Origin of the sequence: Azohydromonas lata (assembly GCF_034427735.1) — a bacterium.
GTDB classification, from domain to species: Bacteria; Pseudomonadota; Gammaproteobacteria; order Burkholderiales; family Burkholderiaceae_C; genus Azohydromonas; species Azohydromonas lata.
The window spans coordinates 66,047-81,356 of sequence record NZ_JAXOJX010000007.1 but is presented as its reverse complement, the minus strand read 5'-3'; the positions used below and the strand labels follow the sequence as shown (position 1 = coordinate 81,356).

Annotated in this window: 5 protein-coding genes; 4 read left to right on the top strand and 1 reads right to left on the bottom strand. The window is 70.9% G+C overall.

Going from position 1 to position 15,310, the window contains the following annotated elements:
* A complete protein-coding gene (locus SM757_RS06730; RefSeq protein ID WP_322464874.1) occupies positions 1 to 10,281 on the bottom strand; it encodes a beta strand repeat-containing protein in 10,281 nt (3,426 codons plus the stop codon).
* Here SM757_RS06730 and SM757_RS06725 point away from each other — a divergent pair.
* The 4 genes from SM757_RS06725 (at position 10,280) to SM757_RS06710 (ending at position 15,304) form a co-directional block, all read left to right on the top strand.
* Positions 10,280 to 10,498, top strand: a complete 219-nt coding sequence (locus SM757_RS06725) for a hypothetical protein (RefSeq protein ID WP_157119126.1) — start codon at positions 10,280 to 10,282, stop codon at positions 10,496 to 10,498. The genes SM757_RS06730 and SM757_RS06725 overlap by 2 nt on opposite strands.
* A 503-nt stretch (positions 10,499 to 11,001) precedes the next feature.
* The gene (locus tag SM757_RS06720; protein WP_322464873.1) at positions 11,002 to 11,736 is read left to right on the top strand and encodes a response regulator transcription factor; all 735 of its coding nucleotides are present in this window, start codon (positions 11,002 to 11,004) and stop codon (positions 11,734 to 11,736) included.
* Positions 11,733 to 13,106, top strand: coding sequence for a TolC family protein (locus tag SM757_RS06715; protein WP_322464872.1), 1,374 nt, complete (start codon positions 11,733 to 11,735; stop codon positions 13,104 to 13,106). The genes SM757_RS06720 and SM757_RS06715 overlap by 4 nt, the downstream gene beginning before the upstream one ends.
* The gene (locus SM757_RS06710; RefSeq protein WP_322464871.1) at positions 13,085 to 15,304 is read left to right on the top strand and encodes an ATP-binding cassette domain-containing protein; all 2,220 of its coding nucleotides are present in this window, start codon (positions 13,085 to 13,087) and stop codon (positions 15,302 to 15,304) included. Before SM757_RS06715 ends, SM757_RS06710 begins: the two co-directional genes overlap by 22 nt.
* The last annotated feature ends 6 nt before the right edge of the window (positions 15,305 to 15,310 follow it).

The window sequence follows — 15,310 nt, the reverse complement described above, 5'->3', positions numbered from 1 at the left end:
TCAAGCGCCCGCACTGTGCCCAATCACGACGTTGCCGTCGAAGTTGGCCCCATCGGCAACCTGGACCAGGATCACCGAGGTGATGCCCGTGCCGTCCACGTCGTAGGCCACCGCGTACAGGTCGTGCTGCGCGTCGTCGGCGGTGCCGGCCAGGCCCGCGAGCGAAACGTTGCCGGTGTACTTGGCGTAGGCCACGTCCGTGTCGCCGTCCAGCGCCAGGTTCAGCGCCGCGAACAGCGCCGCTTCGCTGCTGGCCGCGCCCGCGCTGGCGAACTCCGACGAGGTGATGGCATACGCGCTGCCCGCGATATCGGCGGCCAGGCCGTCGGTGTCGCGGCTGCCCACGACGTCGTGCCAACTGCCCGCGTCGACCTGCAGGTTGCCGAAGCCCACCGTGTCCTTGGCCACGTCGAAGCCCTTGATGAACGTGTAGTGGTTCAGGCTGGACAGGCCCGTGGCTGCGATGTCGGCGTCGCCGTCGAGCACTTCAGAGAAGGCCAGGTGGCCGTTGAAGTTGCTGGCATCGATCACCGCGAAGCCGCCGCCATGCAGGCCGTCGTCGCCGCCGCCTTGGGCCATGCTGATGTCGCCCTGGCCGTACAGCGTCGCGGTGCGGCCGGCTTCCCAGTCCATGTGGTCCACCCACACGTTCAGGCTGTCGTCGTCGGTCAGCGCCATCAGGCGCAGCGCGTCGATGTCAAGGGTACCGTCGGCGGCATTGCCCCAGGCATCGCTGCCCGCGTGGACGTTGGCGCTGCTGTCGGCCCCCAGGATCACCGTGCCGGAGCCGGCGCCGCCGCTGGCGAGCGAGACGTCCAGGCTGTCCATGTGCAGGCTGCCGCCGTCATAGGCACCGGCCAGGAACATCAGGTCGCCGTCGCCGCTGGAGTTGGCCGCCACCGAAACGTCGTGCACCGAGACGTTGCCGCCGTCGTCGGCGAAGAAGCCCGCCTGCACGCTCACGTTGCCGCCGCCCTGGGCCGAGAAGGTCGCATCGCCGCCCAGGTGCACGTTGCTGCCGTCCACGGTGCCGAAGCTCAGCGCCGCGCCATGGCCGCTGGCCGAGTAGATGCCGCCGAACACGTCGGCGTCGCCAGCACCGGAGGCGCTCACGGTCACGTTGCCGTCCACCTGGAGCGTGGTGTCGCTGTGGACGAAGACGTTCGAGTCGCCGGGGTCCACCTCGGACTGCATACGGTACAGGCTGGCCGCCGCGTCGCCGTTGACGCCGCTGGCCGTCACGCTCAGGTCGCCACCGATGTGCAATCCGGCCTCGCCGTACACGTGCGCGGGGCTGGAGAAGGCGCCATGCACGTTGCCGGCGTCGGCCTGCACCGTGGCGCCGTACAGCGCAGCCGTGGCGCCGTCGGGACCGCTGGCGTTCACCAGCACGTCGTCGCCGATGTCGGCGTAGGCTTGCACGTTGCCGCCCGCGCTGACCATCAGGCCGTTGTGATCGCGCTGCACGTAGCCGTGGGCATTGCTCCAGTACTGGCTGTACTGGCCCAGCACGGCGTTGGCGGTACCGCCAAGGCCGGCCAGGGCGTTGATGGTCAGGTCGCCCGCCACCGACACCTGCGCCAGGCCGCCGTCGAGGGCCTCGGCGCTGATGCCACCGAAGGTCGCCGCGGCGCTGTCCGCACCCGTGGCCACGACGTTGACATTGCCGTCCATGGACACTTGCGACTGCGCGCCCGTGCCGTTGGTGTGGGCCTGCAGGCCCGCCTCGGCGTGGTTGATGGCGTTGTCTATCCAGTACATCCAATGGCCTTGCAGCTCCGCCGTGGCGTTCTGCCCCGAGGCCACCACCGTCACGTCGCCGGCGACTTCGACCTGCGCTTGGCCTTGGGTGCCGCTGGCCGAGGCGTCGACCTGCCAGAACGAGGCCTCGGCGTTGCCGGCGGCGATGGCCTGCACGTCGATGGCGCCGCCCGTGTGCACGCTCGCCGCGACGTTGCCACCATAAGCATCGGCGCTCAATTGCCGCAGCGTCGCCTCGGCGTCGCTGTCGATGCCGGTGCCCATGGCAAACACGCCCAGGTGGCCCATCAGGGTCACGTCCGCCGTGGCCGACACGTTGCCGTGTGCATACAGACCGTCGGCCGAGGCGTCGGCGTAGGCGTTGGCGCCGCCGGCAACGGCCGAGGTCTCCAGGCTGCCGCTCACCGTGATGTTGGCCAGGGCGCCGTCGCTGGCCCAGGCGTACAGGCTGCTGAAGCTGGCGCTGGCAACGGCATCTGCGCCGTTGGCACGCGCGCCGGCCACGAGGTCGCCGTTGATGGTGATCGTCGCTTTGGCGCCTTCCTGCCGCGCGTCGGCACTGAAGCCGCTGAACGAGGCTTCGGCGTGGCCGCGCGCGCCCATGCCGGCATCGGCCCACACGTTGGCGCCGTCACCGATGGTGAGCTGCGCTTGCGCGCCCACGCCGTCGGCGGAGACGCTGACCGAGGACATCGAGGCCTCGGCGTAGGCGTCGTCGCCGCTGGTCTGCGCGCGCACCTCGATGCTGCCGCCGATGTCCAGCGACGCGTTCGCGTGGTCGGCGTTGGCCTCCACGCTGATCGAGTACACGGACGCTTCGGCACGCAGGTGGTTGGGCTCGATGAGCCCATTGTTGCTGCCGTAGACGGTGGCCACCACGCGCAGGTCGCCGCCTATGCTGAACCTGGCGTTGGAGGACACGCCCTGCGCCGACACGCCCATCTCCTCGATGGCGGCACTGGCCGACACGTAAGACTTGCCCCAGGCCAGGGCCTGGGCCGACATGTCGCCGCTGATGCTCACCTGGGCATCGGCGTTGGCCGCGTTGGCGTACACGCTCACGGAGCCGGCGCTGGCCGACACCCGCACGGCGTCGTTGAGGACGCCCTGGGCGTCGTCCACGGTGGCCAGCGCGGCATAGTTGCCGTTGATGTCCACGCGCGCCGTGGAGCCCACGCCGGTGGCCTCGGCGGTGAGGCCGCTCATGGACGCGTAGGCATCGCCGCCCATGGCATGGGCCTGGACCGCCACGCCGCCGTTGATCTCGACCTGGGCGAAGGAGTCCAAGCCCGAGGCCGTGGCCGAGACGGTGCTCAGCCCCGCGTTCGCGTTGTGGCCTTGGGCCACGACGACCACGCCGTTGTCGATGCTGACCTGGGCCGTGGCCAGTGCCCCGCCGGCCTCGGCCATGATGCCGGACAGCGAGGCGCTGGCCGAGCCCGTGCCCGCCAGAGCCTGCACGGCCACGCCGAGGCCGATGTCGACCTGCGCCAGCGCGCCGTCGCCACTGGCGTTGGCGTACACGCTGCTGATCCCGGCTGAGGCGCTGCTGCCGCCCTGGGCCGTCACGCTGAGGGCGCCGCCTATGGTCAGCCGCGCTTGCGAGCCGGTGCCCGCCTGGGCGTACACGCTGCTCAGCGAGGCCGAGGCGCCGTTGTCGGCTTGGGCCGACAGCGCCAGGTTGCCGCCGATGTGCAGCTCGGCCTGGGCGCCGTTGTTGGCCTGGGCATAGACGGAGCTCACCTCGGCCGAGGCCTGGCTGCCTTCGGCCGTGAGCCGCAGGTCGTTCGTGATGTCCACCACCGCCTGGGCATTGGCGCCGTCCGCGCTGGCGTACACGTATTCCACCGAGATGCTGGCCGAGCCGTTGGCGGCCTCGGCGTGCATGACGACGTTGCCGCCGTCTTCGCCGCCGATCACCACCCGCGCCTGCGCGCCGGTGCCGTTGGCGTCGGCGTAGAGCTGGCTCACCGAGGCGCTGGCGCCGGTGTTGCCGTTGGCGTGCACCACGACGTCGCCGCCGATGCGCACGTCGGCCACCGCGCCGTCGCCGTTGGCCTGCGCGTACAGCGCGTCCATGCTGGCGCTGGCCGAGCCTTCGGTGGCCACCGCGTCCACCACGATGTCCGAACCGATCCAGACCTGCGCCTGCGCAGCCACGCCGCTGGCGCTGGCATACACGTCGCTGAGGCCGGCCGAGGCGCCGGTGCCGCCCTGGGCCGTCACGCTGAGGTCGTTGCCTATGGTCAGACGTGCCTGTGAGCCGGTGCCCGCCTGGGCGTACACGCTGCTCAGCGAGGCCGAGGCGCCGTTGTCGGCTTGGGCCGACAGCCCCAGGTTGCCGCCGATGTGCAGCTCGGCCTGGGCACCGTTGTTGGCCTGGGCATAGACGGAGCTCACCTCGGCCGAGGCCTGGCTGCCTTCGGCGATGAGCCGCAGGTCGCGCGTGATGTCCACCACCGCCTGTGCGTTGGTGCCGTCCGCACCGGCGTACACGTATTCCACCGAGATGCTGGCCGAGCCGCTGGCGGCTTCGGCGTGCATGACGACGTTGCCGCCGTCTTCGCCGCCGATCAGCACCCGGGCCTGCGCGCCGGCGCCGCTGGCGTCGGCGTAGAGCTGGCTCACCGAGGCGCTGGCGCCGGTGTTGCCGTTGGCGTGCACCACGACGTCGCCGCCGACGCGCACGTCGGCCATGGCGCCGTCGCCGTTGGCCTGGGCGTACAGCGCGTCCATGCTGGCGCTGGCCGAGCCCTCGGTAGCCACCGCGTCCACCACGATGTCCGAACCGATCCAGACCTGCGCCTGCGCACCTTCGCCGCTGGCGCTGGCGTACACCTCGCTGAGGCCGGCCGAGGCGCTGGTGCCGCCCTGGGCCATCACGCTGAGGTCGTTGCCTATGGTCAGCCGCGCCTGCGAACCGGCGCTTGCTTGGGCGTACACGCTGCTCAGCGAGGCCGAGGCGCCGTTGTCGGCTTGGGCCGACAGCGCCAGGTTGCCGCCGATGTGCAGCTCGGCCTGGGCACCATTGCCGGCCTGGGCATAGACGGAGCTCACCTCGGCCGAGGCCTGGCTGCCCTCGGCCGTGAGCCGCAGGTCGCGCGTGATGTCCACCACCGCCAGCGCGTTGGCGCCGTCCGCACCGGCGTACACGTATTCCACCGAGATGCTGGCCGAGCCGCTGGCGGCTTCGGCGTGCATGACGACGTTGCCGCCGCCTTCGTAGCCGATCACCACCCGCGCCTGCGCGTCGGCGCCGCTGGCGTCGGCGTAGATCTGGCTCACCGAGGCGCTGGCGCCGGTGTTGCCGTTGGCGTGCACCACGACGTCGCCGCCGACGCGCACGTCGGCCATGGCGCCGTCGCCGTTGGCCTGGGCGTACAGCGCGTCCATGCTGGCGCCGGCCGAGCCTTCGGTGGCCATCGCGTCCACCACGACGTCCGAACCGATCCAGACCTGCGCCTGCGCGCCGCTGGAAGCTTGTGCATAGAGCGCGTCGAACGTGGCGCTCGCGCCGCTGCTGCCCTCGGCCGTCACGGCAATGGTGCCGATGCCCAGCTGCGCTTGCGCACCGTCGCTTGCCTGCGCATACAGCGAAGACAGCTCCGCACTGGCCGTGCCCGCCGCGGCCTGGGCGGCGACCGACAGGGGAGCGACCACCCAGCCCACGGCATAGGTGTCCTCGCCATTGGCCTGAACGTTCACCGTGCCGAGCACGGCCTGGGCGCCGCTGGCACCCTCGGCGTGCACGGCCGCGTTACCCATGATGCCCATGGCCGCGAATTGGGCGCCGTCCGAGGCCTCGACCGTCAGCGCGTTCAAGCGGGCCTGCGCCATGTCCGCATCCGACAGCGCGCCCACGTTCAGGCCGCCCATCATGATCACGGCCATCGCGTCTTCGCCCTCGGCGTGCACGAGCAGGCCATCTCCTTCGCCGCCCATGTCGGCCGTCGCCGTCCCTTGCGCGGCGTGGGCCTCGATGCTGAGCGCGCCGATGCTCACGTTGGCCGCGCTGCTGCTGCCCGCGGCCCAGGCGACCACGGCGTCGGCGGTGGCCCAAGCGGTCCCGGTGTCGGCCTCCGCCAGCACCGTCACGTTCTCGTGCACTTCGACGGACGCGTGGGCCATGTCCCCTTCGGCCACGGCCGCCACACCCGCCGCGCCCGGCAGGTCCATCGACATCGCCAGCGAGACATCCTGGATCGCGGTGCCCAAGCGGGCCGTGGCGCCGGTCGCGCCCTCCGCGGTGATCGTCACGTCGCAGGCCTGCACTTGGGCCGTGCCGCCCGCCGCGTGCGCCAGCAGCGCACCGGCCGCATCGGCCGAGGCTGCGGCGCTCACGTGGACCGCTACGTCAAAGGCGCCGGCGCGGGCCAGCGCCTCACTCCCGTCGGCATCGGCGGCCACGTACACCGCGGCCGAGCCGTTGTCGCTGGAGTCCAGCGTCAGCGCCACGCGGTCGTTCCAGATGGTGTTGGTATCGGCGGTGACGAAGTCGTGATTCGGCTCCACCGAGGCCGCGGACACGATGCCGGCCACGAGGTGGCGGCTGCCCAGGGCACCCTCGGCGTTGATGTCCAGGCCGCCCGTGCGCACGACGCCCGTGACCTCGATGTTGCCCAGCTCGGTGCCGGTGTAGAGGTCGTACTCGTGGCGGTAGAGCGAGAGCTCGTCCACGTCGCCTTCCAGGCCGTGGGTCACCACGAACACGTCGGCGTCCGGCGCGCTGGCCTGCGGGTCGGTTCCCTCGTAGGCTCGGCGGGCCAGATTGAAGATCTGGCAGTTCTCCTCCAGCACCAGCGCCGGCAGCACCGTGAAGCTGCCCGTGCTGGCGCCGCTGGTGTTGCCGGCCCGGTCGGTGACGATGGCGCTGACCGCGTAGTCGCCGTCCACGGGCAGGTTGGCCGTGGGGATGACGACGCTCGCATGGCCGTCGATCACGTCCTGCGCGGTGACCGTGTGCTGGATCTGTACCGGCGTGTTGGTCGTCGGGTCGTCCACCGTCAGCGTGATGACGTCGCCCGCGCGCACGTCGGCGGCGAAGGGCACCACCACAGGCACGCCGCCGTCGGAGGTCAGCTCCTCGTCCATCACGCCGCCCGGCGCCTCAGGCACCACCAGGCTGCCCGGGGCCTGGGCCTGCGTGTCCAGCGTGAAGCTGTAGGCCGTGTCGGCGTGGTTGCCGGCCGTGTCGGTGACGCGCACCACCAGGTTGTTCAGGCCTTCGGCGGCGGTGAAGCTGTTGCTCCAGGTCGTGCCGCCATTGGTGCTGTAGCTCACCGTGGCGCCCGATTCCACGCCCGTCACGGCCAGCGTGCCGACCTTGCTGAGGTGGTCCGTGGCACTGCTGCCGCTGTCGGTGGTCAGGGCCACCTGCGCGGCGGCCAGCGTCGTGTCCAGCGTGAAGCTGAAGGGCGTGTCGGCATGGTTGCCGGCCGCGTCGGTGACGCGCACCAGCACGTTGTTCAGGCCCTCGGCGGCGGCGAAGCTGTTGCTCCAGGTCGTGCCGCCGTTGGTGCTGTAGCTCAACGTGGCGCCCGGCTCCACGCCCGTCACGGCCAGTGTGCCGACGTTGGTGAGGTGGTCCGTGGCGCTGCTGCCGCTGTCGGTGGCCAGCGCCACCTGCGCGGCGGCGATCTGCGTGTCCAGCTTGAAGCTGTAGGCGGTGTCGGCATGGTTGCCGGCCGCGTCCGTGACGCGCACCACCACGTTGTTCATGCCCTCGGCGGCGGTGAAGCCGCTGTGCCAGGTCTCGCCGCCATCGGTGCTGTAGGTCACCGTGGCGCCTTCCTCGACGCCGGTGACGGCCAGCGTGCCGACCTTGCTGACGTGGTCCGTGGCGCTGCTGCCGCTGTCGGTGGTCAGCGCCACCTGCGCGGCGGCCAGCGTCGTGTCCAGCGTGAAGCTGAAGGGCGTGTCGGCGTGGTTGCCGGCCGCGTCGGTGACGCGCACCAGCACGTTGTTCAGGCCCTCGGCGGCGGTGAAGCCGTTGTGCCAAGTCTCGCCGCCATCGGTGCTGTAGCGCACCGTGGCGCCTTCCTCGACACCGGTCACGGCCAGCGTGCCGACGTTGCTGAGGTGGTCCGTGGCGCTGCTGCCGCTGTCGGTGGCCAGCGCCACCTGCGCGGCGGCGATCTGCGTGTCCAGCTTGAAGCTGTAGGCGGTGTCGGCATGGTTGCCGGCCGCGTCCGTGACGCGCACCACCACGTTGTTCAGGCCCTCGGCGGCGGTGAAGTCGCTGTGCCAGGTCTCGCCGCCATCGGTGCTGTAGCTCACCGTGGCGCCTTCCTCGACACCGGTCACGGCCAGCGTGCCGACGTTGCTGACGTGGTCCGTGGCGCTGCTGCCGCTGTCGGTGGTCAGCGCCACCTGCGCGGCGGCGATCTGCGTGTCCAGTTTGAAGCTGAAGGGCGTGTCGGCGTGGTTGCCGGCCGCGTCGGTGACGCGCACCAGCACGTTGTTCAGGCCCTCGGCGGCGGTGAAGTCGCTGCTCCAGGTTTCGCCGCCATCGGTGCTGTAGCTCACCGTGGCGCCTTCCTCGACACCGGTCACGGCCAGCGTGCCGACGTTGCTGATGAGGTCCGTGGCGCCGCTGCCGCTGTCGGTGTCCAGCGCCACCTGTGCGGCGGCCAGCGTCGTGTCCAGCGTGAAGCTGTAGCTGGTGTCGGCATGGTTGCCGGCCGCGTCGGTGACGCGCACCAGCACGTTGTTCAGGCCTTCGGCGGCGGTGAAGTCGCTGCTCCAGGTTTCGCCGCCATCGGTGCTGTAAGTCACCGTGGCGCCGTCCTCGATACCGGTCACGGCCAGCGTGCCGACGTTGCTGATGAGGTCCGTGGCGCCGCTGCCGCTGTCGGTGTCCAGCGCCACCTGTGCGGCGGCCAGCGTCGTGTCCAGCGTGAAGCTGAAGGGCGTGTCGGCGTGGTTGCCGGCCGCGTCCGTGACGCGCACCAGCACGTTGTTCAGGCCCTCGGCGGCGGTGAATCCGCTGTGCCAGGTCTCGCCGCCATCGGTGCTGTAGCTCACCGTGGCGCCTTCCTCGACGCCGGTGACGGCCAGCGTGCCGACGTTGCTGAGATGGTCCGTGGCGCTGCTGCCGCTGTCGGTGGCCAGCGCCACCTGTGCGGCAGCCAGCGTCGTGTCCAGCGTGAAGCTGTAGCTGGTGTCGGCATGGTTGCCGGCCGCGTCGGTGACGCGCACCACCACGTTGTTCAGGCCCTCGGCGGCGGTGAAGTCGCTGCTCCAGGTTTCGCCGCCGTCGGTGCTGTAGCGCACCGTGGCGCCTTCCTCGACGCCGGTGACGGCCAGCGTGCCGACCTTGCTGACGTGGTCCGTGGCGCTGCTGCCGCTGTCGGTGGTCAGCGCCACCTGCGCGGCGGCGATCTGCGTGTCCAGCTTGAAGCTGTAGGCAGTGTCGGCATGGTTGCCGGCCACGTCGGTGACGCGCACCACCACGTTGTTCGTGCCCTCGGCGGCGGTGAAGCCGCTGTGCCAGGTCGTACCGCCATCGGTGCTGTAAGTCACCGTGGCGCCTTCCTCGACGCCGGTGACGGCCAGCGTGCCGACCTTGCTGACGTGGTCCGTGGCGCTGCTGCCGCTGTCGGTGGTCAGCGCCACCTGCGCGGCGGCCAGCTGCGTGTCCAGGGTGTAGGCCTGGTGGGCCGTCGGGCCCGTGCCGCCTTCGCTGCGAACCTGGAACACGATGGCCGTGCTGCCTTCAAGCAGCGTCGCGCCGGTCCAGTTCACGGTCGTGCCCGACACCTTGTCGGTGACCTTGACCCACGTCGCGCCGTTGTCCAGCGAACCCCACAGATCCTGGCCCGCGGTCAACGCCGTGCTGAGCTGGGCCGTGATGGTCTGCGCCGCGGCATTGGTGAGGAAATCCGACGCCGAGGCGCCGTTGTCGTTGCTGATGTGGATGCCGCTGACCGTCGTCGTGGGCGCCACCGGCTGGCTGGGCGCAGGAGGGGTGCTGCTGCTGTTGCCGGCTGCCGCGGCCACGCCGGCTGCGCCTGCAACGCTGGCTGCTCCCACGACGGCGGCCGGCACGGTCAACGCGCCCACGCCCAGGGCGGTGGCGCTGGCCACGCCCACGGCACCGGCTGCACCCGCTGCGCCGGCCGCGCCCGCGGCACCGGCGGCACCCGCACCTGCCGCGCCACCGGCGCCTGCCGCACCAGCCGAACCCGCTGCGCTGGCACCGGCACCCGCACCCGCGCCCGCGCCCGCACCCTCAGCGCTTGCCGCGCCGACGGCCTCGGCCTGGGCCACGACGGTCGTATCGGCGGATTCGCCCGCTGCGGTGCCTTCTGCATCCGCAGCGTCCGCGGCTTCTTCCGCCAGCTGCTCTACCGCTTGGGCGTCGCCCTGCAGCGGCACTTCCGCTTCGACCGGGTCTGCCGGAAGTCCTACACCGGCAGCGTCGAGCTCATCGGCAAGCGCCTCGCCAGCGCGACGCCCCTTGGCATTGGAAAGGGTGCGAGGCTTGTTCACAGCACTGCGGGAAGCATCGGATTGGTTCATGTCACTGCTTTTCAGATTGGGCGAACAATCGCCAGAAGTATTCGGACGGCGGCTACGGGGCGGAGCCCATGGAAATTCACGTCATGATCGACAAGCACTTTGCCGCTGGCAATATGCCCAGAGGCATAGCCAAATGGCCCGCGAGTTCGACGGCAAACCCGAAAACAAGGCCACATTCATGACGCTTTTCTCCGCTTCAAAATCACCTGGTGATTGAGATCGGATCAGCGCAACATCGGCTGAAGCCGCCAGAATTTGAATCAACAAAAGAACAAATGTGGCTAATTCACGAAATTGCCGGCACCGCCACAGTCCAGAAACACTCCGGCTTGCAGTGCGTTCGGTGTTTTCCCTAGGAGTAAGGCGCTGGCTGCAGGACGCACTCGCTGGCGCGCCAGAACGGTCAATATCTCGGGATACTGGTTTACCCCGAGTTCCGAGTTCACAATCTATACACACTCCATGCTTGGCGCAGCAATGATGCCGCCTTAACAAAATGTATCCTGCGTGAAGCAATTCCCGGATACCTGCTTAACAAAACTGCGTTCGGGGCAAACGCCAACCATCGCATCGTGTCGCACCTGAAAATGCCTGGAGCGATACGCAAACGCTGAAAACACGGGCGTTGCGCGATGAAGAATCATTGCAGGCGCCCTTGCTTAGGAAAAGCTGGATTTGGTCCGATGCCAGCTTGGACTGTTATTGACCACAAACAGACCCATGAAATTTCAATTCTCCGATCCGAGGCCCCAAGGCATGCGTGACGGCTCGGTGTCCGACGCCGCCGTGCCCACGGCGGACGGCCGGGTTGGCGTCTTCAGCCTGGGCGATGGCCGTGCCACGGGAGCGGCCATGCGGTCCGTGCAGATCTTGCTGGTGACGGACAGCGCGCTGCTGGGGGCCGGCTTGGCGCACATGCTGGGCACGCAGTTGCAACTGGCCGGGCGCGTGGTGGTGGCCACCCCGAACGGGGCCGGGCGTTGCGCGGCGCTGTTCCGGGACGGTCTGGACTTGCTGGTGCTGGACACCGCGGCCGTCTTCGCGGCCGCGCCGGCGTGGCTGGACCCGGGCACGGCGCGGCTGCGACTGGTGCCCGGCGAGCCGGTGGGCCAGCACGAGGTCAGCGTTCGCGCACCGCTGATGGTGCTGCAGCAGGCTCTTCAGAATGCCTTGCTCCATCGTGGGCAAACGCGAGAAGCCCAGCCCCAGACCAAGGCGCTGAGCCCGCGCCAGCGCGAGGTCATGGCGCTGATGCGCCACGGCTTGAGCAACAAGGAAATCGCCCAGCGCATGGACCTGGCGCCCGGCACGGTGAAGCTGCACGCAGCGGCGGTGCTGCGCGCGCTCAATGCCCGCAACCGCCTGCACCTCATCGCGCGGGATGCGGAGGCGGCCGTGGCGCACGCAGCCCTGGGCCGCGTGCCTGCATCGCTGCTGGAAGGAATGCCCGCATGACGCGCACGATGTCCTGCGCCCGGCGGCGCACGCCTTCGTCACGCGCCACCGGCCTGGGGCGGCTGATGGCCGCCGCGGCCGTGGCCGCCTGCGCCGCCGCGCTGGCCCAGGAGCCCGCCGGCGCGCCTGCGGCCCAAGCGCCCGTGCAGGTCACCGTCACCGCCACCAGCCTGGCCGCCGTGCCGACCTACACGCTGCGCGCCGCCGTGGCCGATGCCCTGGCCCACAGCCCGACGGTGGCCGCGGCGGGTGCCGACCGCGTCACTGCCGGCTACCTGCGCGAGACGGCCGAATGGGGCCGCTACCCGACCCTTTCCGCCGAGATTGCGCCGGGCGTGTTTTCCTCGCAGTCGCGTTCGGACTCGCGGCTGCTGCGGCTGGACCAGCCCCTGTGGGCCGGCGGTCGCATCGACGGCGCCATCAACCAGGCGCAGGCGCAGGAGCGCTCGGCGCAGTTGGGCGAGACGGAAGCGCGCCGCGGCATCGTGGAGCAGACCGCGGTGGCCTACCTGGCCTGGTCCGGCGCCCAGGAGCGGCTGCGCATCGCCGCCGAAGGCCGCACGGTGTTCGAACGGCTGCTGGCCTACGTCAAGCGGCGCGAGGCGGCCGGTGCCGCGGCGCGCTCGGACATCTCGGTGGCGCAAGCCCGCCTGGCGTCCACCTCGGTGCAGCGCGAGCAATTGCTGGCCGAGTCCGAGCGTGCGCGCTCGGACCTGCAAACCTTGGTGGCCGGCAGCGTCGCGGGTGAGCCGCTGATGCTGGAAGTTCCGGGCGTGGCACTGCCCGGCGCCGACACGGCGGAAGCCGAGTACCTCAGCCGCTCCAACGTGGTGGCCCAGCGCAGCGCCGAAGTGGAGGCCGCACGCGCGGCGGCAGCGGTGCGCCGCGGCGAGTCCATGCCGCGGCTGTCGCTGCGGCTGGAGCGGCAGCAAAACGTGTCCGCCGGCGTTTCCGTGCCGAGCGACAACCGCGTCATGCTGGCCTTGAGCTTCACGCCCGAGGCCGGCCTGGCCGCCTTCTCCTCCGTCAAGGCGGCGCAAAGCCGCATCGAGGCCGCACAGGACCAGGTGCGTGTGGCCGAGCTCGACGTGCGCCAGCGCGCGCGCACCCATCTCACCGACCAGCAGTCGGCCGAGCGCCAGATCGCCGAGCTGCAGCCGCAGATCGAGTCGCTGCAGTTCACGGCCGACTCCTACATGCGCCAGTTCGAAGCAGGCCGGCGCAGCTGGATCGAGGTTCTCAACACCTTCCGCGAGGTGCTGGACACCCGTGTGGCGCTGTCGCGCGCCCGCACGCAGCACGCGCAAAGCGCCCTGCATCTCATGGGCAACACCGGAGCATTGTCTTCATGGATAGAAACCACGCCCTGAACGCCGCCCCCGCCTCGGCAGCCGCAGCGGCGCCTGCCGCCGTGGCAGCGGCGGCGCTGCAGCGGCTGCTGGGCCTGCTGGGCCACGGCGTCGAGCGGGAGGCCGTGCACCACGCCTTGCAGGCCGCCGGCACGCCGAGCTTCGGCCAGGGCCGCGAGACGCTGCGCCAGCTCGACGGCGCGCTGGGCAAGCTGGGCTTGTTCAACTTCGAGCTGGCCTCGGCGCGCGGGCGCACGCTGGAGCCGCGCCACCTGCCGCTGCTCATCGAGCATGAGGGCATGAGCTGGGTGCTGCTGGAGCAGCGCGGCGAGCACGTGGTGCTGGACTCCGGCGTGGGCGAGCTGCGCGAGCTGCCCCGGGCCGAGATCGCCGACGCGCTGGCCGTGTGGCTGCGCCCGCGCACTGTCGCCGCGGCGCCGGCCGACGACGACGCGCAGCCCGCGCGTGCGCTGCTGTGGAACGCGCTGCGCCAGCGCCGGCGGCTGCTGTCGGAAATCGCGCTGGCCTCGCTGCTCACCAGCGTGCTGGCGGTGGCCACCGGGCTGTTCTCGCAGCAGGTCTATGACCGCGTCGTCCCGTCGTTCGCGCTGTCCACGCTGTGGGCACTGGTGGGCATCGTCGGCGTGCTGCTGGTCTTCGACTTCGCGCTGCGCGTGGTGCGTGCGCGCATGCTCGACCGCATTGCCTGCGAAATCGACGAGGAAGTGTCGTCGGAGGTGTTCCGCGTGCTGGGCGACGTGCGGCTGGATGCGCGCCCGCGCGCGGTGGGCACGCTGGCGGCGCAGGTGGGCGGGCTGGAGTCCACGCGCGCCTTCTTCACCTCCAGCGTGCTGTTCACGCTGGCGGAGATTCCCTTTGCGCTGATCTTCATCGTGGTCATCGCGTGCATCGCGGGCCCGGTGGCGTGGATCTACGTGGCGGCGGCGGCCGTGGCGCTGGTGGTAGGCCTGCTGGCGCAGGCCCGCGTGAGGCGCCTGACCGCGCAGCAGCAAGTCAGCATGCACCACCGCAACGGCGTGCTGGTGGAAGCCATCGCCGGCAGCGAGACGCTCAAGGCGCTGGGCGCGGGATGGCGCTTTGCCGAGCGCTGGCGCGCGCTCACGCACGACATCTCCGAGCATGCGCGGCGCCAGCGCGCCACCAACGCGCTGACCGGCTCCATCGCGGCCAGCCTCTCCAGCACGTCCTACCTGGGCGTGGTGGTGTGCGGCGTGTACCTGATCCAGGACGGCAGCCTCACCGTGGGGGGCCTCACCGCCATCACCATGCTGGGCAGCCGCGTGGTTGGGCCCATTGCCGCAGGCATTCACCTCTTGACGCAGGCCCACGCGGCAACGCTGGCGCTCAAGGCCGTCAACGCGGTGCTGAGCCTGCCCGCCGAGCGCGACCCGGGCGTGCAGTTGTTGCGCCCGCAGCAGCTGGGTGCGGAGCTGCGCCTGGAAGGGGTGCGCTTTGGCTACGGCGAGGCGCCGGTGCCGCAGATCGACATCGACAACCTCACCCTGGCCGAAGGCGACCGCGTCGTCCTGGTGGGCCCCCCGGGGTCGGGCAAGTCCACGCTGCTGCGCCTGCTCGCCGGGCTGTACCGGCCCTCGGCGGGCCGCGTGCTCCTGGGCGGCTACGACCTGGCGCTGCTGGAGCCGGACGCGCTGCGCCGCGCCGTGGCGTTGCTGCCGCAGGAAGTGCAGATGTTCCGCGGCTCGCTGCGCGAGAACCTGTGCCTGGGCAGCGTGGTGGAAGACCAGCGGCTGCTGGACGCCGTGCACGCACTGGGCCTCGACGCGATGCTGGCCGACCACCCGCGCGGCCTGGACCGTCCCATCGCCGAAGGCGGAAGCGGGCTGTCCGTGGGCCAGCGCCAGCTCTGCGGCGTGGCGCGCGCCATGGCGCGGCGCCCGCGCGTGTGGCTGCTCGACGAGCCCAGCAGCGCGCTGGACCCCGCGACGGAGCAGCGCATGTACCAGGCCATCGAGCGGCAGCTTGGCGAGCGCGACGTGCTGGTGATCGCCACGCACCGCCCCGCGGCCGCGAGCCTGTGCCGCCGCGCCATCCTCATGCAGCGCGGCCGCGTCGTCGGCGACGGCGACCGCGATGCGCTCGTGTACCGGCTGCGCGCGGGCCAGCGGCCGGCGCAGGCACAAGCGCAAGCGCAAGCAGCCCCCGCCGCGGCAGACGGCGTCGCGACAGTCAATTCCTGAGAGACC